This window comes from Shimia sp., assembly GCF_049116215.1.
In the GTDB taxonomy this organism is placed as follows: Bacteria; Pseudomonadota; Alphaproteobacteria; order Rhodobacterales; family Rhodobacteraceae; genus Shimia.
In genome coordinates, this window is record NZ_JAGDZB010000001.1 from 1,105,709 (window position 1) to 1,131,229 (window position 25,521).

Below are 25,521 nucleotides of genomic sequence, written 5' to 3' on the forward strand. Positions count from 1 at the left end.
AAATGGCAATTACTTCGATTGGGGACATGGCGTCCCATATGATGAACACGCGCCGCACCACAGCGGTGAAACAAGATCTCAACAGGCTTGCCTATGAGCTGGGCTCCGGGCGCAAGGCGGATGTGGCTGCGGCGCTGAAAGGCGACTACAATATGTTGGCCGGTGTCGAGCGCCAGCTGACTGTGTTGAACGGCTACGACATTGCGACAAAAGACGCGGAGCTGTTTCTGGAAACGGCGCAGGCCACCTTGGGTCAAATTCACACTGTGACCGGTGACTTGGGACGTGATCTTTTGTCCGCGTCCGAATCCGGGCTTTCGGCCTCTGTGGTCAGCGTGGCCAAAAGCGCGCGCAACGATTTTGATGCGATTGTCAGCGCGCTCAACGGTCGGGTGGCTGATCGCAGCATTTTTGGCGGCACTGCCACCGACGGTGCAGCTCTGGTTGATAGTAACACCATGATGGCACAGATTTCCGCGGCCGTGGCAGGTGCGGTGACCATTTCTGACATTGTGACCGCCGTGGACGATTATTTCATGACTCCAGGCGGTGGCTTTGAAACCGGAGCTTATGTCGGTTCGACCAATGATCTAGCGCCGATGCGCCTGAACGACAATCAGTCGGCGGACTTCAATGTGCGCGCTGACAGCGCAGAGCTGCGCGAAGCCATGCGCGATTCCGCGTTGGCGGCTTTGGCTTTGGACACAGGTCTAAATTTGACCCTGAGTGAGCAGAAACAGTTGATGGAAACCGCAGGCGAGCGGCTTTTGACGGGACAGGACAATCTGACCAGTGTGCGGGCGGATGTGGGTTTCAACCAAGAACGCGTTGAGAACGTGATGGCGGAGAATTCGCTGTCGCGCAGCTCAATGTTGATGACGCAGAGCGATTTAATCGGTGCGGATCAAACCGAAGTGGCGGGCAAACTACAGGCCGTTCAAGTGCAACTAGAGATGGTCTACACGATCACAGCCCGTCTCTCCCAACTGACATTGGCGAACTATGTAAGATGACACACTTCATGAGCTTAGCAAGAATGCTACTGCTCCTCGTACTGATGCCGGTGATGGCATCGGCAGCGCCGATCCGGATCAAAGATCTGGTAGAATTTGACGGTGTACGGGGCAACGATTTGGTTGGCTACGGTTTGGTGGTTGGCCTGAACGGAACCGGAGACGGCTTGCGGAACGCGCCGTTTACTGAAGAAATTATGGGCAATATTCTCGAACGCCTTGGTGTGAACATCACCGGCGAGAATATGCGTCCCAAAAATGTGGCGGCGGTGTTTGTAACCGCAACACTCCCGCCCTTTGCCCGTGCTGGCGGCACGGTGGATGTGACCATTTCGGCGATTGGCGATGCAAAGAGCCTTTTGGGCGGCACATTGGTGATGACACCGATGAATGCAGCTGATGGTGAGATCTACGCAGTCGCGCAGGGCACAGTGATCGCAGGGGGCGTGTCTGCCGAAGGCGAGGCCGGTGGTGTCGTCAAGGGTGTGCCAACGTCGGGTGTGATCCCTTCCGGTGCCCGCATTGAGAGAGAGATCGATTTTGATTTTTCCACGCTGACAAACATGCGTCTGGCGTTGCGGGAACCGGATTTCACAACAGCCAACCGGATTGAGGAAGCCATCAACCGCAGCTATGGCCGCCGTGTGGCGCTGATGCTGGATGCGGGCACCGTTCAGGTGGACATTGACCGCACCAATCAGGCCTCTCCGGCCCACGCATTGAGCCAGATTGAAAACATCTCTGTGGAGCCTGAACGCAAGGCCCGTGTGGTGGTCGATCAACGCTCCGGCACCATTGTGATGGGTGACGATGTGCGCATTTCACGAGTTGCCGTCTCACAGGGTGGCTTGACCTTGAGGGTTCAGGAAACCCCGCTGGTGGTGCAACCTAATCCGTTTTCTGATGGCGAAACCGTGGTGGTGCCACGCACCGAAGCGGACATTGAAGAGGACGAGGGCATTGGCCTGGCGGAGGTGCCGATGGGCACGTCGTTGAGCGAAGTCATCGAAGGTCTGAATGCGCTGGGCGTGGCCCCACGTGACATGATCGACATCCTCAAGAGCATCAAAGCGGCCGGAGCCCTGCATGCAGAGTTCATAGTGCGCTAAGGCCACTAAATACAGACAGGCGCGAGAGGCGGTATGTTAGGGCATGCCGCCTTTGTGCTGTTTGGTGATTTTGGGATTGGCACGGCCTCGTTACACAGCGCCCGGATGGGTGCAGTAGATGCAGGAAATAAAGGGGGAGTTTGTGTGCGGTTGTCTTACTGGGCGGCATCTTTACGTCAATCGCGCGGATCGCAGTGCCCTGACGGTGCGTCGGAGGGAGAGTTACACAGAAGACATGAGATCTGAGCGTAGTACTTTCGATGCGATCCGGAGGTGGTGTGTGTTGGTCAAGTTTGGTGTAACGCGTTAGGCTTGGAGCGCCGATTGTACCGCAGAGGTCGGTGCGTTTCGGTGGGCCACGTGACGCTGCAAACACGCGACCAGATCCGCACGGCGGATTGGTTTGGTGAGGAAGTCATCCATGCCCGCCGCCAGACAGGCGCGTTTTTCATTCTCAAACGCATTGGCGGTAAGCGCCACAATTTGGGGTTGGTTCACGTCGCTGGCGCGGATGGCTTCGGTGGCCTCAATGCCGCTCATTCTGGGCATCGACATATCCATAAAGATCAGATCTGGCGGCGTTTCCAGCGTGGCGTCCACGGCTTCAAACCCGTCTTCGGCAAAGCGCAGGGTGATCGGCAGTTTCTCCAGGAATTTGGCAATCAACACGCGATTGGTTTTGTTGTCTTCCGCGATCAACACGTCGAGGCCGGTCAAATCAATTGCGTCATAGTCAGTTGCCAAAGGCGTCTTAGCGTCGTCTGGCAACGCGTCTTGCGGGGGCAGGTCCACCGGCAGGCTGACAAGAAAGCGCGACCCCTGGCCGTAAACTGAGCTCACAGAGATTTCTCCGCCCATGCGTTCAGTCAGGATGCGGCAAATACTGAGGCCCAGACCGGTGCCACCAAACCGGCGCGTGGTTGAGGTTTCGGCCTGTGTGAACTCCTCAAATACCGCGCCCAGTTTGTCTTCGGGGATGCCAATACCGGTGTCTTCCACAGCAAAGTTCAAGGTCATTGGCGTCATCGAGTCCGTGGCATCGATACCGTCCATCCAGACTTTGACGTCGATCTTGCCAAATTCGGTGAATTTGGTGGCGTTGCCAATGATATTGGTTGCGATCTGGCGGATGCGGACATCGTCTGCAAGCAAGTGTTTTGGGACATCTTCCGCAATGGTCAGAGTTAGCCCAAGGCCTTTGTTGTATGCGTTGGGTTCCAACAGCCGCAGAGTTTCTTCGAAACAGGTGCGCGTGTCGAAGGTGGTGTTGGTGATTTGCAGCTTGCCTGCGTCCAGCTTCGACAGATCCAGAATATCGTTGATGATGGTCAGCAGGCTGCGAGAGGACCCAATGATGGTCTGTGTATAGTCCGCCTGTTCCTGGGATTGTTCAGTCTCTGACAACAGGTCTGCCATGCCGATGATGCCGGTCATCGGGGTGCGGATTTCGTGGCTCATGTTGGCGAGGAAATCGGTCTTTGTCCGAGCGGCGTCTTCGGCGGCCTTGCGGGCCTTGCGCATGCTCATGGCATGCTCCTTGGTGGCCGTGATGTCACGCGCAATGGTCACGTAAAAATCGATCTCGTCGTCGGCGTTTTTGACAGGCAGCATCTGCATTTCGCCCCACCGCTCGCGCCCGTCCGAAATTTTGTGACGCACTTCGATTTTGGCTTCGCCTTCACCGCGCATGGCCTTGGCGACTTTCTGAGCGATGTTGGTGTCCGCATTGGTGAGCTGCGCAAGCACGCTGGTCTGCTGACCAATGATGTCTTTGGCAGGAATGCCGGTGAGGCTTGTGAAGGCCTCATTGACCCATTCGATTTCCTGTTTGGGATTAGAGAGGATCACCGCATCATTGGTCTTGCGAGCCACCATAGACAAGCGCTGCAACTCATTTCGGTGCTTGCTCAAGGCGTCATTGGCGGCGGTCAGGTTTGTCTGGCTGCTTTGCAGGGCTTCTGTTTTGCGGAAGTTGTCGACGCCGGATTTGACAAAAGAATAGCACATGTAGCCCATGCTGATGACCACCATCAATTCCGGTACATTGACATGTGGCATCGCCATTTCGCCGCCAAAACGGATGGCTTGCAGGGCCAGAAGAAATAATGGTGTCAGGACAAACAGACCCATTTTGAAGATAGCCAGTTTCGGGTTTGTGGGCAAAATCAACGCGCCGTTGACAATGCCCATGCCCAGCACACCTGCGACTCCCATGATGGAGGCCTCTTTGCCGATCACAACCACATAGAGCGTTGTGGCAAGGAACATTGAGATGGCTTGAAACGCACCGCTCATCACCGCAGCACGCAGGAGGGCGGCATGGCTTTCACCGGCTCGCAAACGCATAGGAATGCGACGCAGCACCATCATGTCGACCGCTTCGCCGATGAGCAGCATCGCGGTGGCGCATCCCCCCACAACGGGACCGGTGGCCAAAATGATCATCAACGCGCCAAGGGAATAAATTGCGGCACGTTGTTTCAGAGCGCGGACACGCTCTGAGGCATATTGCGCCAACAAGCTGCGCTGTCGGGCTGCCAGCTTGGCTGAGCGCCGCAATTGTTGTCCGGGATCTGCCACCATTGTTCACGCACCACATAGTCATTGGTGAGGTATGCATACCGTGACAGTGTTAATTTAATCACTCGGATGGCTGCGTAACGCTCTGACTTCTAATAAAATTTTTGCGATTTTTCTGTGATCTGTGTCTTTGGTCACAACCAGTATGACCCTGAGAAACAAGGTGAATTGATACAAGTGGCTTGCAGGTTTTTTGCACCTTCTCCCCTTGTTTGTTCATAAAGCTTCTGTATTTGGATATTTCAGAAAATGAAATAACTCAGGGATTCGCGCGTGCCCGACGATTTATTCTCCAACACCAATCTGCCGGACGAGTTTCTGGCGATCATTGGTGTCTTTGCTCTGTTCAACCAAATTGAGGCAGAGCTTGAGGACATCAACATCGACCCGCCACTTACCAAGATGGAGCGACGGATTTTGGTGTTTATGGACCGGCCAAAACGCATGGGGGTTTTGGCGGAGGACACCTTCTGCATTCCGTCAGCGATCACGCCGGTGGCGGATGCGTTGGAGGAGCGCGGTTTTGTGCAGCGTACGCGTGATCCCAAAGATCGGCGTGCGCTTGTGTTAGAGTTGACCCCGGAGGGGCTGGCGGCACGTGCCACGTTGATGGATGCGGTCAAGCTCCGCTTCCGCGAGATTTGCGGCATGACCGTCGAGGAAATCTCCCAGTTTGCCAAATTGGCCGTGAAAGCCATGCCCGGAGCCGTAGAGGCCGGGCGATTGGAGGAAAAAGAATGCTGAAACAGTTTGGAAAAATCTGCGCCACAGCGGCGATAATCACAGTGAGTGGCGTAGCGGCGGCCATGGCCCAGGATGTGCTGAAGCCGGTGAAACTCATGGTGGTGAGCGAAGCGCCAATACCGTTTGAGCGACAATTTTTTGGTCAGGTGAAAGCGCGCCAGTCGGTGGATCTGGCGTTTCAAGTTGGCGGGCAGATTGTTGATTTTCCGGTGACCGAAGGCCTGAACATCGGCGAAGGGGACGTGATTGCGCGGCTTGATCTGGAGATCTTTGAACTGCAGCTCAATCAGGCGATTTTGCAGAAAGAACAAGCCGATCGCACGGTGGAGCGCCTGAACAAACTGCGCGGCAACACCGTGAGCCAAGTGACTTTGGATGACGCGGAGACACAGGCGTCTTTGGCGCAGATCGCGGTCAAAAACGCGGAGTGGTCCTTGCGCCACGCGACTCTGAAAGCGCCGTTTGACGCCTTGGTGTCCAGCCGCAATGTGGAGCTTTTCACCACCGTCAGCGCAGGCAGCCCGGTGGTGCGTATTCACGACTTGAGCGAGTTGCGCATTGAAGTGGACGTGCCGGAGATCCTGTTCCAGCGGGCGGGCAATGAGCAAAACGTGACGATTAAGGCGCGCTTCCCTGGAAATGACGAAGAGTTTGATCTGCAAATTCGAGAGTTTGACGCGGAAACCAGCAGTGTTGGTCAGACCTTCCGCATCACCTTTGGCATGACGCCGCCGGAGGGCAAGGTGATCTTGCCAGGGTCGTCGGTGACGGTGACTGTGACCGCGGCTGAGCCATCCACCGGCATTATCGTGCCACCCACAGCCATTGTTGTGGATGACAGCGGCGCAACCGGCGTGATGCGGTTTGACCCCAAAGGCGGCGACGAAGGCAAAGTGACCTGGGTGGCGGTGCAAAGCGAACCTGCCACCGCTGGCATGGTGCAGATCAATGCTGGCCTGAATGACGGCGACGAGATTGTGCTCACCGGTGGCGGCGCTTTGACCAACGGCCAAGCGGTGCGCCGCTTTGTCGGCTTTGGCAACTGAGGGCGCGGGTGATGGTCAATATTGCACGCGGATCCATTGATCGGCCGATCTACACATGGATGATCATGCTGATCTTCCTGATAGGCGGCGGCATTAGCTTTCTGAATTTGGGGCGGCTGGAAGATCCGGCCTTCACCATCAAACAGGCGGTTGTGGTCACCCAATACCCCGGGGCCACATCGGAGCAGGTGGCGGTTGAGGTGTCTGAGCCTCTGGAGTCTGCCATCCAGAAGATGGAAGAGGTGGATTACATCACCTCGATCAACCAGCCGGGTGTGTCGCAGATCGATGTGCACATCAAATCGACCTATGACGGCACCGAGCTACCGGAGGTATGGACTCGGTTGAGGGCCAAAGTGGCGGATGCTGGGCGGCATTTGCCCACCGGGGTCAACACACCGTTGGTCAATGACAGCTTTGGTGATGTGTTTGGCATTTTCCTTGGCGTGACCGCTGAGGGTTTTTCGGATGCGGAAAAGCACGAATTGGCCACCTTCTTGCGGCGCGAATTACTGACCGTGGATGGCGTGGCGGATGTCGACATCCAAGGGCTGCCAGAAGAAGCGATATTTGTAGAGCCGGATCTGGCGCTGTCGGTCAACCAAAACATTTCACTCAACGCCATCGCGGGTGCTATTGCCAATGCCGATGCGGTGAATGCCGCCGGGACGGTGACCACAGGTGCCGCGCGAACACGCATCATGCGGCCGGATGGCTCGGACACAGTGTCTGAGATTGCTGGTCTGTCGCTGGGGCAAGATGGCAAGGTGGTGAACCTTGTCGACACCAGCCGTGTGTTCCGCGATCGCGTCGATAATCCGCGCCAGATCATTCGCTACAACGGCGAAGAGGCCTTCACCCTGGGTGTGGCCGGTATTGCTACGGAAAACATCGTGGTGGTGGGCAAGCGCGTGGATGAGAAACTCGCACAGATGGCCGGGGACATTCCTGCCGGTGTTGAACTGCACCCGATCTACCAACAGCACGTTGTGGTGGAAAAAGCCTCCAACGACTTCCTGGTGAACCTTGCCATGTCGGTGGCCATTGTGGTGGCGGTGTTGGCGATCTTCATGGGCTGGCGCGCGGCTGTGGTGGTGGGGGTAACTCTGTTCCTTACGGTTGTTGGCACCTTCCTGTTTATGGGGTTCTTCTCGATCGAGATGGAACGGATTTCGTTAGGGGCGCTGATCATTGCGATGGGAATGCTGGTGGACAACGCGATTGTGGTCGCCGAGGGCATGCAGATCTCGATGTTGCAGGGCAAGAACAGCCGCGAAGCCGCGGATGAAGCTTCCGGAAAAACCCAAATCCCGCTGCTTGGTGCGACCATTATTGGCATCATGGCCTTTGCTGGCATTGGCCTGAGCCCCGATGCCACGGGTGAATTCTTGTTCTCCCTCTTTGCGGTGATTGGTATTTCGCTGTTGTTAAGCTGGGTTCTGGCGCTGACCGTGACGCCGATGCTGGGCCACTACCTGTTTAAGCAGGGTGCAGGCGGTGAAGGTGATGCCTATGGCGGGCTGATTTTCCGCATGTATGGCGCAAGCCTGCGTCTGGCGCTCAAAATGCGGTGGTTGGTGATTGTTGGACTGATTGCTGTGACGGCGGTGTGCTATGCGGGCTTTGGCCTGATGAAGCAGCAATTCTTCCCGGACAGCAACACGCCGCTGTTTTTTGTGCACTACAAACTGCCGCAGGGCACGCCGATTGCCACTACGTCTGCGCAGATGGAATTGCTCGAAGACTGGCTTGATGAGCGTGACGATGTTGTGAGCTTCGCCACCTTTGTGGGACAGGGCGCGACGCGATTTATGCTGACCTATGAGTCTGAAAAAGCGAACCCAAGTTACGGCCATATTATTGTGCGGGCGGAGAACTTGGAATCGATCCCACCGTTGCAAAAGGACCTTGAGGCCTTTGGTGCCGAAGCTTTGCCCGAAGGCGAGTTCCGCACCAAACGACTTGTCTTTGGTCCCGGTGGGGGCGACCCAATTCAAGTGCGCTTCTCCGGCAGTGATCCGGTTGTTCTACGTCAGCTGGCAACCCAGGCGGCGCAGGTGTTGACCGAAACCACGGACAACATCACCAGCGTGCGCACAAACTGGCGGGAGCAGGAATTGGTGATCAAACCGATCTACGCCACTGAACGGGCGCAGACCGCGGGTGTGGATCGTGAAGACATCGCCGATATGTTCCAGTTTTCAACAGATGGTCTGACCACTGGCCAGTTCCGCGAAAACGAGAGGTTGATTCCAATCATTCTGCGGCGTCAACCGGACGGCGCCTTTGGGCTGGTGGATCAAGTGGTGTATTCCACAACGTCCAACAGCTTTGTGCCAGTGGAACAGATGGTGGATGGTTTTGTGCATGAGACGCAAAACACGTTGCTGCATCGTCGGGATCGCGTGGCGACGATCACGGTTGGGGCGGATATCCGGTCCGGCCTGACAGCCGCGCAGGTGCAGACCGAGGTCACGGCAGCGATTGAGGGCATGAACATTCCGGTTGGCTACAAGATGGAATGGGGCGGCGAGTTGGAGAACAGCTCGGAAGCACAGGAGAGTCTTGGGAAACAGCTGCCAATGAGCTTGCTGATCATGGTGCTGATTTCGGTGCTGTTGTTCAACGCCATCCGCCAACCGATCATTATCTGGCTGTTGGTGCCGATGTCGGTGAACGGTGTGGTGATTGGCCTTCTGGGAACGGACATGCCGTTTACGTTTACCGCTTTGCTGGGTCTTTTGAGCCTGTCTGGGATGTTGATCAAAAACGGTATCGTGCTGGTCGAGGAGATCGACTTTGTCCGCGAGGAAGGCCTGCCGATGCGGGAGGCGATTGTGAAGGCGAGCGTGTCGCGTCTGCGGCCGGTGATGCTGGCGGCGGTCACAACCATCCTTGGCATGGCGCCTTTGTTGACCGATGCGTTTTTTGTGTCGATGGCGATCACCATCATGGGCGGTTTGGCCTTTGCGACCATTCTGACGCTGATTGCCGCGCCGGTGTTTTATCTGGTGTTCTTTGGCAAAGAAGAACGGCGGGAGAAAAAAGCGGCGGCGGCAGCCGTGCCTGCCTGACCCGCACCGTCCTGAAAATAGAGAGGCCGTCCAAGTTGGGCGGCCTTTTGTTTTTTGCGCTAAGCTGGCATAGGGGCGGTCCCGGCCCGCCAGCGGGCATAGGCACAAGACAAAGATATGTTGCGCAGCAGTTTGACAGTGATGGCAAAGCAGAGACAGGAGGCACGCCGTGTTCCTTCCTGATGCCCCTTTGCCGGATGGCCTGTTTCGTTTCATCGCGTTGGATGTGGAAACCGCCAACCGTGATGCCGCCTCGATCAGCCAGATTGGCTTGGCTTGCGTCCGCCGTGATGGCGGGATTGAGACGTTTGCCACCTACATCAACCCGGATCAGGATTTTGCCTCGTTCAACACCGAGCTGACAGGGATCGATGCAGCCACTGTTCGGCATGCGCCCACCTTTGCTGAGGCGTGGCCAAAGATGCTGCCGCTGTTGTCCCGAAACTTGATGGTGCAGCACAGCGGGTTTGACCAGAAAGCCATCACCGCCGCCTGTCGTGCGGCAGGGCTAAATGGGCCAAAGATGGAATGGGCCGATAGTGTGAAGATCGCGCGCAAAGCCTGGCCCGAGTTTCGCGGCAACGGTGGACATGGGCTGGGGCACCTGAAAAAAGCGCTGGGGCTTGAATTTCATCACCATGACGCGGGTGAAGATGCGCGGGCCGCGGCAGAGGTGGTGCTTTTGGCTGAGGAACGGTTGAAGTGTCCCATCGAAGACATCACCGGCAAGATCAAACACCTGCAGCTGACGTTTGAATTCTGAGACTTAAATGTCTTAAAGCGAGGATTGCCCCATGCTTTCAATGCTTTGGAGGAGGCTGTCTGCGTGACGTAAGGCCGAGGCGGTGGTGGTGACCATCGTAGGCAAGACCATCCATTCCAGAGACCACGCGCCGCCGGAGCGCTCTTGTTCATGCACCAAAGCGTGATGCATGGCGGGCAGCTGCGTGGCGTTGTAGCGCGCCAATGTGACCAGCAATTCGGCCCGCACCGGGTTTTGTTTGTGTGGCATGGCGGAGCTTGAGCCGCCGCCGGAGAACTTCACCTCATCCACGCCTTGCTGCGCCATCAGCGTGAGGTCTTGACCCATTTTTCCCAAGCTGCCGGTGACCATGGAAAGCCAGTTGGCGTACTCGGTCAGGCTCTCGCGCGTGGCATGCCAGGCGCGGTCTGGATTGGAGAGGCTGAGCCTTTTGGCCAAGGCGGTGGCAACGGCATCACCATGTGGCGCAAGGCTGGCGCGGTTGCCCACAGGGCCGCCAAATTGCAAGGCTTCCACTTGCGGTCGTAGCGCTTTGAGAAGGTTTGCGTGGGACGTCAGCGGGCTGCGCCAGGTGCCGATGCGGTCTGATACCGAAATTGGCAGAGCGGCCTGCATGCGGGTGCGGCCCATGATTGTGGCCTCGCCCCACTTGGAATCGAGCGCGTCGAGCGCTGTCAGCACATCCGCGAGCCGCGCCTCAAACCGCAGGTTGGCATCGCGTAGGATCAGTGAAACCGCCGTGTCGATCAGGTCCTGACTGGTGGCACCGGTGTGGATGGCTGGGAGTGCCGCGGGTCGCGCGTGGGCTTTGAGTTGGCGGACAAACTCGGGCACGGGCAGGCCGTCCTGCACCACATGTGTGGCAATCTTAGGAAGGTCCGGCTGGAAGCTTTTAATGTCTGCCACGGCCATAGCCGCAACTGTGTGATCTACCACACCCGCCTCTGCGAGCGCCTCGGCCAAGGCCCGTTCAAATTGGGTAAACCCGTCGACAAACCGCGACGTGTCCCACAGCGCCTCGCTCTCTGGATCAGAGAACAACGGGCCAAACAAATGAGATGCGTGGGTGAGAGGGTTCATGGTCAGGTTCGATCAGGTTGTGGCGCGCAGGCCAAGGATTTTGCGCGCTTGCGCAGGCGTCGCCACAGACCGCTCGTATTTCTCACACAGCTCAGCGGCGCGGGCGATCAGGGCGGCATTGGAGGGCGCCAGAGAGTTGCGGTCCAGACGCACGTTGTCTTCCAGACCGGCCCGTGTGTGGCCGCCTGCGGCAATGGCCCATTCGTTCACGGTGATCTGCGCCGCGCCAATGCCCGCCGCGCACCATTCGGCGTTGGGCGCGCGTTCCTGCATGATCTTCACGTAGAACTCAAACACTTCACGATCCACCGGCATGGCGTTTTTCACGCCCATGACAAACTGCACATAAAGCTGGCCATAAAGCCTGCCCGCCTCATGATGACGGATGGCTTGCAGGATGTGGCTCAGGTCAAAGGCTTCGATTTCCGGCGTGATTTCGTGAGCTTGCATTTCGCTGGACAGCCAGGAAATCAGCTCTGGCGGGTTTTCGTAGACCCGCGTCGGGAAGTTGTTGGAGCCGACAGAGAGCGAAGCCATGTCAGGGCGCAACGGCAACATGCCACCGCGCGCTTGGCCCGCGCCAGAGCGTCCACCTGTGGAGAATTGGATGATCACGCCGGGGCAGTGTTTTTCTAACCCCTCTTTGAGCAGGGCAAACTTCGCCGGATCGCTGGACGGCGTTTCATCATCGTTGCGCACATGGGCGTGGATGATCGATGCGCCTGCCTCGACAGCTGCGTGACTGCTTTCAATCTGCTCGCTGACCGTCGTCGGCACAGCAGGATTGTCCGCCTTGGTTGGCACGGAACCGGTGATGGCGCAGCACAGGATGCAGGGTTTGCTCATGGTGATCTCGATTTATGGTACTCGCCATAGAGATGGCGACGGAAGTCAGATGTCAAAGAAGACGGTTTCGTTCTCGCCCTGAAGCGTGATGTCGAACCGGTAGACGGGCACAGCGTCGCGCATCTCGCGTTTGGCAATCAATGTGGCGCGGCGGTTTTCCCATTCGATGACGTTGAGCACGGGGTCCGTTGCGTTGGCCTCCTCCTCGTCGTCAAAATAGAGCCGGGTGTTCAGGCCCACATTGATGCCGCGAGCGACAATCCAGAGCGAGATATGTGGCGCCATCAGTTGCCCGTTACGGCCTATGGCGCGCCCCGGTTTGATGGTGTCAAAGCTCCACTCGCCGGTGCCAAAATCGGTGATCACACGTCCCCAGCCTTTGAAGCCTTCCTCGGTCTCGCCGACGTGTTCCGGATGCGGGTAAATGCCGTCAGCATTGGCCTGCCAGGCTTCGAGCATCACGTCTTTCACCGGGCTGCCGGTGCCGTCGATCACCAGCCCTTCGATGCGAATGCGCTCACCTTTGGCATTGGGGCCGGCGATGTCCCAGCCAAGTTCGCGCTCATAGATGTCAAACCCTGCCGCGCCGGGGGCGAGGCCGATGTGCACATAAGGCCCAGCGGTCTGGGAGGGGGTTTCCTTGAGGTAGTTGAGGTTCTGCACCATGCTCAATTGCCCTCCATGCGGTTTTCAAACAGGGTGGAGCGCCGTCCGCGCAGCACGATGTCAAACTTATAGGCGATGCTGTCCAGCGGCAACGAGGCGTTCATATCAAGCGCGGCAATCAACTGCCCGCGTGCCGCTTGATCCGGGATGGTGTTCACAATCGGGCATTTCGCGATCAGCGGGTCGCCCTCAAAGTAGAGCTGTGTGATCAGGCGTTGAGCAAAGGCGGTGCCAAACACCGACACATGGATATGAGCTGGCCGCCAGTTGTTGACCCAGTTGCGCCAGGGGTAGGCGCCGGGTTTCACGGTGCGGAAATAGTAATAGCCGTTTTCGTCCGTGATGGTGCGGCCACAGCCGCCAAAGTTGGGATCAACTGGCGCCAGGTAGGCATCTTTCTTGTGGCGATAGCGCCCTCCGGCGTTGGCCTGCCAGATCTCCACCAAAGTGTTGGGCACAGGACGACCGTTTTCATCCAGCACACGGCCATGCACAATGATGCGCTCGCCAATCGCGCTTTCGCCGGGTGTGGCGTAGTTGTGCAGCAGGTCGCGGTCCATTTCACTCACGTCATCATGGCCAAAGCGCGGGCCGGTGATCTCGCTGACGGTTTGTTCCAGACTGATCAAGGCGTTTTGCGGGGACCGCGCCACGGAGGTCTTGTAGTCCTGCGAAAACGCAGGCGGGTGCCACTCCCGGTCACGCTGATAAAATTCGGCGGGTTTGCTCATTGTGTTGCTCCTCCCCTACGCGCATAGAATGCGCGATCAGCCCATCTCTGCAAAGGTCTGTTTTGCCAGTTTGATGGCGTGGTTGGCTTTGGGTACGCCGCAGTAAATCGCGACGTGCTGAAACACTTCCATCACGTCTTCCTGGCTGGCCCCGGTGTTGGCGGTCGCGCGGATGTGCATGGGGATTTCGTCAAAGTTGCCAGTGGCTGCGAGCAAAGCCAGGGTCAGCATGGAGCGTTCCCGCAGGCTGATGGCGTCACTGGCCCAAACCGTGCCCCAGGCGCCTTCGGTGATCAGGGTTTGAAACGGTGTGTCGAGCGCAGTTCTATTGGCTTCCGCGCGATCCACATGAGCGTCACCCAGCACTTTGCGGCGCACCTCCATACCGGTGGTCAATTTGTCAGACATGGTGTGTCTCCTTTGTCTGGCCCATCAGTAGGGCAGGCCCACATAGTTTTGGGCAAACACGTTTTGCGCAGCGTCGTTGCTGCGCAGGAAATCGATCTCGGCGCGCTGCATCTTCAGATCAAAATCGGATTGATCCGGGTAGCGGTGCAGCAGGTTGGTGGTGGACCAGCTAAACCGCTCCGCTTTCCACACGCGGGCAAGCGCCTTTTGTGAATAGGCATCAAGACCGGCCATGTCCTTGTCTTGATAGAATTGCACCAGGCCGTGGTACAGATAATGAATGTCGGAGGCCGCGGTGTTCAGTCCCTTCGCACCAGTAGGCGGCACAATGTGGGCGGCGTCGCCACAAAGGAACAGGCGACCCCAACACATCGGCTCGGTCACAAAACTGCGCAAAGGCGCGATGGATTTCTCAATCGATGGGCCAGTCACCAGCGCCTCAGTGTGGCGGCTGGGAATGCGGCGTTTGAGTTCGTCCCAAAAGGCGGCATCGGTCCAGTCATCCGGGGAATCGCTGAGCGAACATTGAATGTAGTAGCGGCTGAGATTGGCGTTGCGCATGGAACAGAGGGCAAAGCCACGCTCCGACCAGCTGTAGATCAACTCGTCATGCACTGGGGGCGTTTCGGACAGCACGCCCAGCCAGCCAAAAGGATACACCTTCTCATATTCGCGGCGCACGGATGTGGGGATGGTCTGGCGGCTGACCCCATGGAATCCATCGCAGCCCGCGATGTAATCACAGTCGATCCGGTGTTCGGTGCCGTCCACGTGGTAGGTCACATAAGGCGCGTCGCTTTTGGCATCGTGGATTTGCACATCCTCGACATTGAACACCAGATTGCCGCCCTCGGCCTCGCGCGCGTCATAGAGATCGCGGGTCAGTTCAGTCTGGCCATAAACCATGACATCTTTGCCGGTGTGCGCGTGAAAGGAGATGCCAAACTCTTCCTCCCCATAGGCGATCACCGTGCCATGGTGGGTGAAACCTTCGGCATCCATGCGCGCGCCAACACCGGCCTCACGCATCAGGTCAACAAAGCCGGTCTCCAAAATGCCTGCGCGGATGCGGCCCAGCACGTAATCACGGGTTTTGCGCTCCAGAACGACGCTGGCGATGCCTTTGCGGTGCAGCAGCTGTGAGAGCAGAAGCCCGGATGGCCCGCCGCCAATGATGCAAACCTGAGTGCGCATGAAAGTCCTCCTGTTGGCAGTTTGACTTCGCAAAAGTGAAAAGTAAAATGAGCATTTGTTGGATTTAGTTGTCAAAAATGAGCATCAAACCATGATCGATCGGCGTATCAAGTTCCGTCACATTCAGTGTTTTTCTGAGATCGTGCGGCACAATAGCTTGAAATCGGCTGCCCAGCATCTGCATCTGACGCAGCCTGCCATTTCCAAAACCTTGAAGGAATTGGAAGAGGTTGTTGGGTCCGATCTGTTGGTGCGCAATCGCGGCGGGGTCAGCTTAACCAAACAGGGCGAGGTGTTTTTGCACTTTGCTCAGATGAGCTTGGCGGCTTTACAGCAGGGGCTGAATGGCGTGGCGCAGATGGCAAAAGCGGGCAAAGTCAGTTTGGCGGTTGGGGCTTTGCCAAGTGTTGCGGCGCGGTTGATGCCGGAGGTGGTGCAAGCCTTTACCGAACTGGCACCGGATGTGACGTTGCATATTCATGATGGGCCACATGGCTATTTGATTGAGGAGCTGCGTCAGGGGCGGCTGGATGTGGTGATCGGGCGCATGGGCGCACCGGAGGTGATGAAAGGCATCGCCTTCACGCAGCTTTATGATGAACATGTGGAGTTTGTTGTGCGCCGGGGGCATCCGCTGCTTGCGCAGCCCGACATCCATCATCTTGGCGAATGGCCGGTGATTTTCCCGCCGCAAGCCTCGGCCATCCGCCCGTTGGTGGAGCGTGCCTTGGTGGCGCAAGGTGTCGGTGAGATCGCCACCAAAGTGGAAAGTGTGTCGGGTGCCTTCGGACGTAACTATGCGCTGTCCAATGACGCGGTCTGGATCATCTCCAATGGGGTGGTGGCCAAAGAACTGGAGAGCGGGGCGCTGGTGCGGCTGCCATTTGATACTTCCCTGACCAAAGGACCGGTGGGGTTGATGACGCTCACAGAGGGGCAGGTATCAGCCGCAGAATCCTTGTTCCGGCACACTTTGGCTGATGTGGCTGCGCGCGTGTCGTAACAGATGACAGGTTATGTTGGGCAGGCGCTTTTTCGCCTGTGCTCCTTTGAAATCGGCGGAATTAACCTCCATATTAGCGGAGAAAACAAAAAACGAATGAGGTGCTTTCATGAAACTTATTTTGATTCCGGCAATGGTTGGTAGTCTGGCTGTTCTGTCCGCTTGCGCGGGTGGTGTGACGGAGAAAGACGTTGGCTGCGCGGGCGCAACTGTGGTTGGTGCCGTGGTTGGCGGTGCCTTGGGCAACCAGCTTGGTGGCGGCACAGGCAAAGACATCCTGACAGCCGGTGGCGCGGTTGCCGGTGGTGCCGTCGCAAACAACGCGGCAGGCTGCTAAGCGCGTCTGAAGCAGACGAGAGTTACAAAAAAGGCTGGCACTCTTTGCGGAGTGCCAGCCTTTTTCTGTTTTGTGTTCCGACTTAGAAGTCGAGGTTTTCCACGCTCAGCGCATTTTTCTGAATGAACTCGCGGCGCGGTTCCACCACGTCGCCCATCAGCTTGGTGAAGAGATCATCCGCTTCGGCGATGTCTTCGACCTTCACCTGCAGCAATGTGCGGGCATCGGGATCCAGTGTGGTTTCCCAAAGCTGATCCGGGTTCATTTCACCCAAACCTTTGTACCGCTGTAGTGTCAGACCTTTTTCACCCTCAGCCAGAATGGCGTTCATCAGATCGAGTGGGCCATTGATGATCTGGCTGCGGTCTTTGCGCACCAGCGTTGCGGAGGTGTCGTAGACCTCTTGCAAGCTCTCGGTGAAACTGCCGGATTTGCGGGCCTCGCCGGACCGCAGCATTGGGCCGTCCAGTGTGCGGACCTCTTCGACACCGCGCAGGATACGTGCCAGTTTGATGCCGTGATCTTGAGTGATACGGCCGGTCCAACCCCGCTCATATTCCAGCGCAATCAGGTCCAGACGGGCAGCCACTTTGTCCGCCACACCTTGTAGGTCAGCGTCAACAGCACCCGGGACAAAGGCGCCGGCGATGGCCGCCTGTTCCAGAATGTGACGCGGGTAGTGGGTTGGGAAGGCGTCCAGAACTTGCTTGATTTGACGGGCTTCGGTCACAACTCGGGCCAGATCCTGCCCTGTCATTTCTGCGCCGGAGCCAAGGCGTAACACGGCCCCGTCGATGCCCTGGTTCACAAGATAGTCGTCCAGTGCGGCCTGGTCTTTCAGGTAGACCTCCGACTTGCCGCGCGCCACTTTGAACAGCGGCGGCTGTGCAATATACAGGTGCCCTTTTTCAATCAGATCCGGCATCTGGCGGTAGAAGAAGGTCAGCAACAGCGTGCGAATGTGTGCGCCGTCGACGTCCGCATCGGTCATGATCACCACCTTGTGGTAGCGCAGTTTGTCGACGTTAAATTCATCACGGCCAATGCCGGTGCCAAGCGCCATCACCAGATTGCCAATTTCCTGGCTGCCCAGCATGCGGTCAAAGCGTGCGCGCTCCACGTTCAGGATTTTACCACGCAGAGGCAGGATGGCCTGGGTTTTTCGGTCACGTCCGGTTTGAGCCGAACCACCAGCGGAGTCACCCTCCACCAGGAAGACTTCAGTTTTGGACGGGTCTTTCTCGGAGCAATCCTTGAGCTTGCCAGCGAGAAAGTTCACATCCATCGCAGTTTTGCGGCGGGTGAGTTCGCGGGCCTTACGGGCGGCTTCGCGGGCGTGGGCTGCTTCCAGGATTTTGGAGACAATCATCTTGGCAGTTTGTGGGTTTTCACCAAACCATTCCGCCAGTTTTTCCCCCAGCAAGCCTTCAACCGCGGGCCGCACCTCAGAGCTCACCAGCTTGTCTTTGGTTTGCGAGCTAAACTTTGGATCCGGCACTTTCACCGACAACACACAGGTCAGACCTTCGCGCGCATCGTCGCCGGTGAAGGTGATCTTTTCCTTTTTGGCGATGCCGCTTTCCTGCGCGTATTTCTGCAAGGTGCGGGTCAGCGCCCCACGGAAACCAGCTATATGCGTGCCGCCATCGCGTTGAGGAATGTTGTTGGTGAAGGGCAGCACATTCTCGTGGTAGCTGTCATTCCACCACATCGCGACCTCAACGCCAATCTCGTCACGCTCACCTTTCACATAGACCGGCGCCTCCATCAAAGGCGTCTTGTGGCGGTCGATGTATTTCACAAACTCGTTCACGCCACCGTCGTAGTAGAGCTCGGTCTTGAGTGGCTCAGCCGGGCGCTCGTCTTCCAGGAGGATGCGCACACCGGAGTTCAGGAAGGCCAGCTCGCGCAGGCGCTTTTCCAACGTCTCAAAGGAATACTCGATGTTTGAGAACGTGTCGGTGGAGGCCATGAAGCGCACTTCGGTGCCCGTTTGGTCCCCACAATCCGCCACTTCGCGCAGGTGCTCGGTGCAGTCGCCGTGTTCAAACTTGGCATAGTGCTCTTTGCCATTGCGCCAAATGCGCAGTTCCAGCCAGACCGACAGGGCGTTTACAACCGACACACCCACACCGTGCAGACCACCGGAAACCTTGTAGGAGTTGCTGTCAAACTTACCGCCCGCGTGCAGCTGGGTCATGATGACCTCGGCCGCTGACACACCTTCTTCGGGGTGGATATCCACCGGAATCCCACGCCCATTGTCAAAAACGGAAACCGAACTGTCGGCGTGAATTTTGACCTTCACAATGTCGGCGTGATTGGCCAGGGCCTCGTCGATGCCGTTGTCCACAACCTCATACACCATGTGGTGCAGACCCGAGCCATCGTCGGTGTCCCCGATGTACATGCCCGGACGCTTGCGCACCGCCTCCAAGCCTTTGAGAACTTTAATGGAATCCGCGCCATATTGCTCGGTATTTTGCGCGTTGTCAGACATACATGTCGCCCTTTTTCATTTGCGGATTTTATATCGGGTTTGGGGACGGTTGTCACGCAAATGACAAGGATTTTTGTGAAACGGACACGTTGGGTTAAGCCTTTGAGGACAGGCTGGAAATCCCAGCCTCATCGGTCACTTCCACATATTGTGCGCGATCCCCAAGCGCGTCAAACAGACCGGCCTCTGTGCCGGTCATCCAGGCCTGTGCCCCAAGGGCGCAAATCTCGTCATAAAGCGCCGCACGGCGGTCCGGATCAAGATGCGCGGCGACCTCATCCAGAAGCAGGATTGGGGCGGCGCCAATGTCGTCTTTGAGAGCGCGGGCATTGGCCAAAATCAGCGACACCAAGAGCGCCTTTTGCTCCCCGGTAGAGCAGTCTTTGGCGGGCACGCCTTTCTCGCGGTAGGTGCCAATCATGTCGGTGCGATGTGGACCCACCAGGGTGCGTCCGGTGGCAATGTCGCGGAACCGGCTCTCGGCCAGCGCCTCCAGCAGATCAGCCTCGGTCCGCGGCATCGCCCCGTCAGATTGGATCAACTCCAGCTCGGCCACCGGAAAGGCGGTTTGCGCCGCCGCCTGGGCGTTCAACAGTCGTTCGACACTGGCCTCGCGCGCCTGATGCAGCTGCGCGCCCGCCTCGGCCATTTGACGCTCCAGCGCGACATACCAATGCGCGTCGCTGATCTGTTCTTTCAGCAGCCGGTTGCGCTCCCGCATGGCCTTCTCATAGGCGAGACTGGCCTCAGCATGTTCCGGATAGAAGCTGAGCGTCATGCGATCCAGAAACCGCCGCCGCCCTTCGGCGCCTTCGATCCACAGACGATCCATTGCAGGGATCAGCCACAACACCCGACAAATCCGCCCCAGTTGCGTCTGTGGCGCAGCTTTGCTGTCGATCTGTACCTGTCGTGCAGCCCCGTTTTCGGAGCGGACATCAATTTCGTAGGTTTGATTGGTCGCTTGCAACAGACCGGACAGCTTCCAGCCAATCGCTTCTGGCCGACGGGTCATCTCTTCGGCGCTGGCACGGCGAATGCCCCGGCCTGGTGAAAACAGCGAGACTGCCTCCAGGATGTTGGTCTTGCCCGCGCCATTGGGGCCAAACAAGGCCACAGGACGCGCATCACAGGTGAGCGCGCCCTTTTTGTGGGATCGAAAATGAGACAGGCTCAGGGATTTCAGAAACAGCTCAGACACGGGCCCGGCATTCACTTTCTACAAATATCCCCGCCGGAGGCATCCGCGTCAGTGGATCATACCCGCATCGGCATCACAACATAGACCGCGGAGGTGTCACCACCTTCACGCATCAGGGTTGGGTCACCCGCGGAATTGAACATAAACACGGCGTTTTCGCGGTCCACCTGGCTGGCGATCTCCAGCAGATATTTGGCGTTAAAGCCAATTTCCAGACGCTCGTCATTGTAAGCCACAACCAGCTCTTCTTCCGCAGCGCCGCTGTCTGGCGAGTTCACCGACAGCACCAGACGGTCTTCGTCCAGCTGCAGTTTCACCGCCCTGGAACGTTCCGAGGACACCGTGGCCACACGGTCCACCGCTTTGGCAAACTCAGAGGCGTCCACCTCCAGCTTGCGGGTGTTGCCCTGTGGAATCACGCGGGTGTAGTCGGGGAAAGTGCCGTCGATCACCTTGGAGGTCAGGGTGATGTGCGGGGTGGCAAAACGCACTTTGGTCTCGCTGACAGAGACGGCGATTTCCATATCGTCATCGTCCAGCAGTTTGCGCAGCTCACCCACGGTTTTGCGTGGCACAATCACGCCAGGCATGTCCGTTGCACTGTCTGGCAGATCGGTGTCGATGCGCGCCAGACGGTGCCCGTCGGTGGCCACCGCGCGCAGCACTTTGCCGTCTTCGCCATCGGACACATGCAGATAGACGCCGTTCAGGTAGTAGCGGGTCTCTTCGGTGGAGATGGCAAACTTGGCTTTGTCAAACAGGCGGCGCAGGGCAGGCGCGGGTGCTGAGAAGTTGGAAGAGTATTCTGAGGAGGCCATCACCGGGAAATCTTCACGCGGCAAGGTTGCCAGCGAGAAGTTGGAGCGGCCAGCTTCCACCGTCAGGCGGCCAGCGGCGCTGTCGTCTGTCAGGGTGACCAGTGCCCCATCGGGCAGTTTGCGCACAATCTCATGCAAGGTGGTCGCGGCCACGGTGGTGGCACCGGCGCGCTCGACCATGGCGTTGGCTTTGTCCACCACTTCGATGTCCAAGTCCGTGGCGCGGAATTGCACGGTGTCGCCTTCGGCCTCGATCAGCACGTTGGCAAGGATTGGAATGGTGTTGCGGCGTTCCACAACCGATTGCGCTTGGCTCACTGCTTTCAGCAGCACGGCGCGTTCAATACTGATTTTCATCCCATCACCCTCCGATTACCGGGACAGGCACCTTATCGAGGTGGTCACACGGTACAAGTCTTTTCCTAGGTTTGTCTGTGAAGTCGCAACGAGCGTCAAGCGCCAAGCGACCAAAAGAAAACACCGCGCCCAGTGGACGCGGCGTTTTGGTCACGTTTGCGGTCAAAATGCTTAAGCTTCGAGGGTGCGACGCAGCAGTTCGAGGTCTTCGGCGATCTGACCGTCAGAATTGCGCAGCTCTTCAATGCGGCGCACACCGTGCATGACCGTGGTGTGATCGCGGCCTCCAAAACGACGCCCAATCTCCGGCAGAGAGCGCGACGTCAGCTGTTTACAGAGGTACATCGCCACCTGACGTGGGCGGGCAAAAGTGCGCACGCGTTTTGGGCCAATCATGTCAGACAGACGAATATTGTAGTGTTCTGCCACCTTGCGCTGGATCTCCTCGACGGAGACTTTGCGCTCAGAGGCGCGCAGTACGTCGGACAGGCAGTCCTGAGTCAGTTCCATGGTGATCTCACGCCCAACCAGCGACGCAAAGGCAAACAGGCGGGTCAACGCACCTTCAAGCACACGCACGTTGGTGGAGATGCGGTGGGCGAGGAATTCCAACACGCCGTCCTGCAGCTGCAGCTCCGGGTATTGCTCGCGGTAGGTGTCCACTTTGGTCTGCAGAATGCCAAGCCGCAGTTCATAGTCGGTTGGGTGCAAATCCACCACCAGACCACACTGCAGACGGCTCTTGATGCGGTCTTCGAGATCTTTGATCTCACCCGGCGCACGGTCGGCCGAAATGATGATCTGTTTGTTTTGATCCACCAGCGCGTTGAACGTGTGGAAGAATTCTTCCTGGGTGCTGTCTTTGCCCGCGATGAACTGAACGTCGTCCACCATCAGCACATCGACGGAGCGGAACAGCTCTTTGAAGTCCATCATCTTGCGGTCGCGCAGGGCTTGCACAAAGCGGTACATGAATTGTTCGGCAGACAGATACAGAACGTTCAGGTCGGGACGCTGCGCCTGAAGCTCCCAGGCAATGGCGTGCATCAGGTGGGTTTTACCAAGGCCGACACCGCCATAAAGGAACAGTGGGTTGAAGGTCACCGGGCCACCTTCGCCGACACGGCGCGCGGCGGCGTTGGCCAATTCGTTTGGTTTGCCGACAACAAAGCTGTCAAAAGTAAAGCGAGCATCGAGCGGCGCGCCGGTCATGCCCACGTCATTGCTTTCCGTGGCAGCAGACACCGCTGGTGCGGCTGCGGCGCTGGCTTTTTTCACGCTGGCCGCTGGTGCGGGGCGGTGGGCGGATGTTTTGGCCGCCACTTTAAACTGCATGCGCTGCACGTCAGCGCCATTTTGGTTCATCTGATGTAAGATCAGGTCGCCGTAATTCTGCGATACGTAGTTGCCGATAAAATTGGTCGGCACGTGAAAGGTGGCGACGCCATCTTTCAGCTCTGAAAAATTGACAGGCTCAATCCAGGTTTTGAAGTTATTTTGACCCACAGTTTTGAGTAGGTCTTGTCGGATGGTGCCCCATGTGTCGTCAGTCATCTGTCCCCGTTTTCCTTCACACGTCTTTTTCGCCGGGCTTTGCCCGGTCTCTGCCTTTGTCCCGTGATCCATATCTGCCTCGGGTGCCGAAAACGGCCAAAACACCAAGCAATATGCGACCGTTCCGGAGGTCCCTATTCTCCGGTCGCAAAAGCTATTTGTGCGCAAATGCGCAGTTTTGTGGAACAGGTGAACACCCCGGACACAACCACAACCGCGCTCCCAAAAACGCGGCCTGTCTAGTCACCCAGTATGGCCAAGCCACCGTATGTCGGCGTCTGTTCCCCCCAAGGCGAAATGAATCGCTGAGTGAACCTAGCAAGCTGGTGCCAAAGCGGGCAACTGAACTTCGATCTTGACTCAGGCATTCCCGGAAAAGAATCTATCCACAGGTTTGTAAGTCTTTGTATTAAATGGATTTTAACATTGCTTTTGATCCATTCTAAGGCGGACCGTACACTGGGGTATCCCCCAGTGTTGTGAAGTGGAAAATGGCTTGGACTCGGCTCTGAAACCCCGATTTTGTCTGCCTTTAACTGTGGCTGTCCACATATGGTTGTTGCGCCGCTGCCACAGGTGTCCGCTGGGCTGCGAGTCGAAAAAAAAGGAATCGCTCAAGGCCCTTGCTCGACTCACTTACGCGGTTTTGAGCGCCCAGGTTGATCTGCCCATCAAGGGATCAGATCCGACTCTTGCCTGCGGCGCTGGGGGCGTGCATTAACAGGTCGATGGCAAAGCAACTTGATTATCATACCATCCGGGAGATCTTCACCCGGTTTGAGGCCGCCGAAGCCGAGCCGGTGGGAGAGCTGGATCACGTCAACGTCTATACGTTGGTGGTGGCCGTGGCCCTGTCGGCGCAGGCGACAGATGTGGGCGTGAACCGCGCCACCAAAGAGCTGTTCAAGATTGCGGACACCCCGCAAAAGATGCTCGACCTTGGTGAAGAGCAGGTGATCGAGCACATCAAGACCATTGGGCTCTATCGCAACAAAGCCAAAAATGTGATCAAGCTCAGTCGCATCCTTGTGGATGACTACGGCGGTGAGGTGCCCAACTCCCGCGCGGCACTGGAAAGTCTGCCGGGCGTCGGACGTAAGACCGCCAATGTGGTGCTGAACATGTGGTGGCGTTATCCGGCGCAGGCCGTGGACACGCATATTTTCCGTTTTGGCAACCGCTCTGGGGTCTGCCCCGGCAAAGATGTGGTCGCAGTCGAACGCGCCATCGAAGACCAAATTCCCGTGGATTTCCAACTCCACGCCCATCACTGGATGATTCTGCACGGCCGCTATGTGTGCAAAGCGCGCAAGCCTCTGTGCGGCACCTGTCTCATCCGCGATCTCTGCCTATTTGAGGACAAAAACCTATGACCCAATACCAAGTGGTTGGCATCGGCAATGCTGTTGTGGATGTGATCAGCCAATCTGACGACAGCTTTCTGGACCTGATGGGCATTCAGAAAGGGATCATGCAGCTGGTGGAAAAAGAACGCGGCGAAATGCTCTACGCTGGCATGACCAACCGCAAACAAGCGCCCGGCGGTTCTGTTGCCAATACGCTGGCGGGCTTGGGCGCGCTGGGCCTGTCCACCGGTTTTATCGGGCGGGTCAGTGATGACGCGCTCGGGCAGTTTTATGCCAATGAAATGCAAGCAGACGGCACTGACTTTGTGAATCCGCTGGTGGAAGGGGATGAACTGCCCACGTCTCGCTCAATGATCTTTGTCTCCCCGGATGGCGAGCGGTCGATGAACACCTATCTGGGCATCTCGTCCGAAGTGGGCCCTGATGATGTGTCCGATGATGTCGCCGGCAAGGCACAGCTGCTGTTCCTCGAAGGCTATTTGTATGACAAACCCAAAGGCAAAGCGGCCTTTGAGAGGGCGGCCAAACTCTGTCAGGAGGGCGGCGGCAAAGCCGGTATTGCTCTGTCTGACCCATTCTGCGTGGAGCGTCACCGGGACGATTTCCGCCGTTTGGTGAAAGAGCTCGATTTTGTGATTGGAAACGAACATGAATGGCAGTCTCTCTATCAAACCGACCTGAGTGCAGCTCTTGAACAGGCCGCACAGGACTGCGGCATGGTGGTGTGCACCCGCTCGGGTCACGACGTGGTGCTGCTCAGGGGCGACGAAGAAGCCACTGTGCCTGTGAATGAAATTGTGCCGGTGGATGCCACCGGTGCGGGCGACCAGTTTGCCTGCGGTTTCCTTTATGGTGTCGCCACCGGCCAATCTCTGGAGGTGTCCGGCAAGATGGGCTGCATCGCGGCGGCAGAGGTGATTAGCCACTATGGCGCGCGGCCTGAGGCAGACATCAAAGCGCTGTTTCAGAAGGCCGGTTTGATCGGGTAAGGCGCCACCGCTGACACCGGCTCTGGAGGCGACAATAGGCGCCTCCGGCGGGGATATTTTTGGACAATGAATGGCAAGTGAGTTGGGAGCGCTCCGCTCGCCACGCCGGTCGACACTGCGCGATGCTTACGTCTTGAGCGG

Annotated in this window: 21 protein-coding genes; 10 read left to right on the top strand and 11 right to left on the bottom strand. The window is 57.6% G+C overall.

Going from position 1 to position 25,521, the window contains the following annotated elements; genetic code table 11:
• Positions 1–2: 2 nt before the first annotated feature.
• Together JXR15_RS05240 and JXR15_RS05245 are read left to right on the top strand one after the other, a co-directional pair.
• On the top strand, positions 3–1,013 hold the full coding sequence (locus JXR15_RS05240) for a hypothetical protein (RefSeq protein WP_422052164.1): 1,011 nt from the start codon (positions 3–5) through the stop codon (positions 1,011–1,013).
• 8 nt (positions 1,014–1,021) lie between these two features.
• Complete coding sequence (locus tag JXR15_RS05245) at positions 1,022–2,122, top strand: flagellar basal body P-ring protein FlgI (RefSeq protein ID WP_422052165.1); 1,101 nt, start codon at positions 1,022–1,024, stop codon at positions 2,120–2,122.
• A gap of 306 nt (positions 2,123–2,428) precedes the next feature.
• Here the strand turns inward: JXR15_RS05245 and JXR15_RS05250 are convergent, their stop codons facing one another.
• A complete protein-coding gene (locus JXR15_RS05250; protein WP_422052166.1) occupies positions 2,429–4,705 on the bottom strand; it encodes an ATP-binding protein in 2,277 nt (758 codons plus the stop codon).
• A 270-nt stretch (positions 4,706–4,975) separates the two neighbouring features.
• Between JXR15_RS05250 and JXR15_RS05255 the strand changes: the two genes are divergently transcribed.
• The 4 genes from JXR15_RS05255 (at position 4,976) to JXR15_RS05270 (ending at position 10,329) form a co-directional block, all read left to right on the top strand.
• Positions 4,976–5,446 (top strand): MarR family winged helix-turn-helix transcriptional regulator, encoded by a 471-nt coding sequence (locus JXR15_RS05255; RefSeq protein WP_422052167.1) that lies wholly within the window; start codon positions 4,976–4,978, stop codon positions 5,444–5,446.
• Positions 5,440–6,492 carry an efflux RND transporter periplasmic adaptor subunit gene (locus JXR15_RS05260; protein WP_422052169.1) on the top strand — a complete coding sequence of 351 codons (1,053 nt, stop codon included), beginning with the start codon at positions 5,440–5,442 and terminating at the stop codon, positions 6,490–6,492. The genes JXR15_RS05255 and JXR15_RS05260 overlap by 7 nt, the downstream gene beginning before the upstream one ends.
• Positions 6,493–6,503: 11 nt before the next feature.
• Positions 6,504–9,566 carry an efflux RND transporter permease subunit gene (locus JXR15_RS05265; protein WP_422052170.1) on the top strand — a complete coding sequence of 1,021 codons (3,063 nt, stop codon included), beginning with the start codon at positions 6,504–6,506 and terminating at the stop codon, positions 9,564–9,566.
• A 169-nt stretch (positions 9,567–9,735) separates the two neighbouring features.
• The gene (locus tag JXR15_RS05270; protein ID WP_422052171.1) at positions 9,736–10,329 is read left to right on the top strand and encodes an exonuclease domain-containing protein; all 594 of its coding nucleotides are present in this window, start codon (positions 9,736–9,738) and stop codon (positions 10,327–10,329) included.
• Positions 10,330–10,341: 12 nt separating this feature from the next.
• Here the strand turns inward: JXR15_RS05270 and JXR15_RS05275 are convergent, their stop codons facing one another.
• The 6 genes from JXR15_RS05275 to pobA are packed head-to-tail and all read right to left on the bottom strand — an operon-like array spanning position 10,342 to position 15,254.
• Positions 10,342–11,409: a 3-carboxy-cis,cis-muconate cycloisomerase gene (locus tag JXR15_RS05275; protein ID WP_422052172.1), complete on the bottom strand. Its 1,068-nt coding sequence runs from the start codon at positions 11,407–11,409 to the stop codon at positions 10,342–10,344.
• Between the two features lie 12 nt (positions 11,410–11,421).
• Positions 11,422–12,255, bottom strand: a complete 834-nt coding sequence (locus JXR15_RS05280; RefSeq protein WP_422052173.1) for a 3-keto-5-aminohexanoate cleavage protein — start codon at positions 12,253–12,255, stop codon at positions 11,422–11,424.
• A 45-nt stretch (positions 12,256–12,300) separates the two neighbouring features.
• Positions 12,301–12,921: a protocatechuate 3,4-dioxygenase subunit alpha gene (gene pcaG / locus JXR15_RS05285; RefSeq protein WP_422052174.1), complete on the bottom strand. Its 621-nt coding sequence runs from the start codon at positions 12,919–12,921 to the stop codon at positions 12,301–12,303.
• A 2-nt stretch (positions 12,922–12,923) separates the two neighbouring features.
• Positions 12,924–13,652 (bottom strand): protocatechuate 3,4-dioxygenase subunit beta, encoded by a 729-nt coding sequence (gene pcaH, locus JXR15_RS05290; RefSeq protein WP_422052175.1) that lies wholly within the window; start codon positions 13,650–13,652, stop codon positions 12,924–12,926.
• A 36-nt stretch (positions 13,653–13,688) separates the two neighbouring features.
• Entirely contained in the window at positions 13,689–14,060 is a 372-nt protein-coding gene (gene pcaC / locus JXR15_RS05295; protein ID WP_422052176.1) for a 4-carboxymuconolactone decarboxylase, read from the bottom strand.
• Positions 14,061–14,084: 24 nt separating this feature from the next.
• Complete coding sequence (pobA, locus tag JXR15_RS05300) at positions 14,085–15,254, bottom strand: 4-hydroxybenzoate 3-monooxygenase (RefSeq protein WP_422052177.1); 1,170 nt, start codon at positions 15,252–15,254, stop codon at positions 14,085–14,087.
• Between the two features lie 91 nt (positions 15,255–15,345).
• Here pobA and pcaQ point away from each other — a divergent pair, with 91 nt between their 5' ends.
• Positions 15,346–16,257 (top strand): pca operon transcription factor PcaQ, encoded by a 912-nt coding sequence (pcaQ, locus tag JXR15_RS05305; protein ID WP_422052178.1) that lies wholly within the window; start codon positions 15,346–15,348, stop codon positions 16,255–16,257.
• Between the two features lie 109 nt (positions 16,258–16,366).
• Positions 16,367–16,594 carry a glycine zipper 2TM domain-containing protein gene (locus JXR15_RS05310; RefSeq protein ID WP_283424693.1) on the top strand — a complete coding sequence of 76 codons (228 nt, stop codon included), beginning with the start codon at positions 16,367–16,369 and terminating at the stop codon, positions 16,592–16,594.
• A gap of 82 nt (positions 16,595–16,676) precedes the next feature.
• Here the strand turns inward: JXR15_RS05310 and gyrB are convergent, their stop codons facing one another.
• The 4 genes from gyrB to dnaA all read right to left on the bottom strand — a co-directional run bounded on the left by gyrB (position 16,677) and on the right by dnaA (position 23,024).
• Complete coding sequence (gene gyrB, locus JXR15_RS05315) at positions 16,677–19,094, bottom strand: DNA topoisomerase (ATP-hydrolyzing) subunit B (RefSeq protein ID WP_422052179.1); 2,418 nt, start codon at positions 19,092–19,094, stop codon at positions 16,677–16,679.
• A gap of 94 nt (positions 19,095–19,188) precedes the next feature.
• A complete protein-coding gene (recF, locus tag JXR15_RS05320) occupies positions 19,189–20,295 on the bottom strand; it encodes a DNA replication/repair protein RecF (protein WP_422052180.1) in 1,107 nt (368 codons plus the stop codon).
• Between the two features lie 56 nt (positions 20,296–20,351).
• Positions 20,352–21,470, bottom strand: coding sequence for a DNA polymerase III subunit beta (dnaN, locus tag JXR15_RS05325; protein WP_422052181.1), 1,119 nt, complete (start codon positions 21,468–21,470; stop codon positions 20,352–20,354).
• Positions 21,471–21,641: 171 nt separating this feature from the next.
• Positions 21,642–23,024, bottom strand: coding sequence for a chromosomal replication initiator protein DnaA (gene dnaA / locus JXR15_RS05330; protein WP_422052182.1), 1,383 nt, complete (start codon positions 23,022–23,024; stop codon positions 21,642–21,644).
• Positions 23,025–23,752: 728 nt separating this feature from the next.
• Here dnaA and nth point away from each other — a divergent pair.
• Positions 23,753–24,397 carry an endonuclease III gene (gene nth, locus JXR15_RS05335; RefSeq protein ID WP_422052183.1) on the top strand — a complete coding sequence of 215 codons (645 nt, stop codon included), beginning with the start codon at positions 23,753–23,755 and terminating at the stop codon, positions 24,395–24,397.
• Positions 24,394–25,380 (top strand): adenosine kinase, encoded by a 987-nt coding sequence (locus JXR15_RS05340; protein ID WP_422052184.1) that lies wholly within the window; start codon positions 24,394–24,396, stop codon positions 25,378–25,380. Before nth ends, JXR15_RS05340 begins: the two co-directional genes overlap by 4 nt.
• The last annotated feature ends 141 nt before the right edge of the window (positions 25,381–25,521 follow it).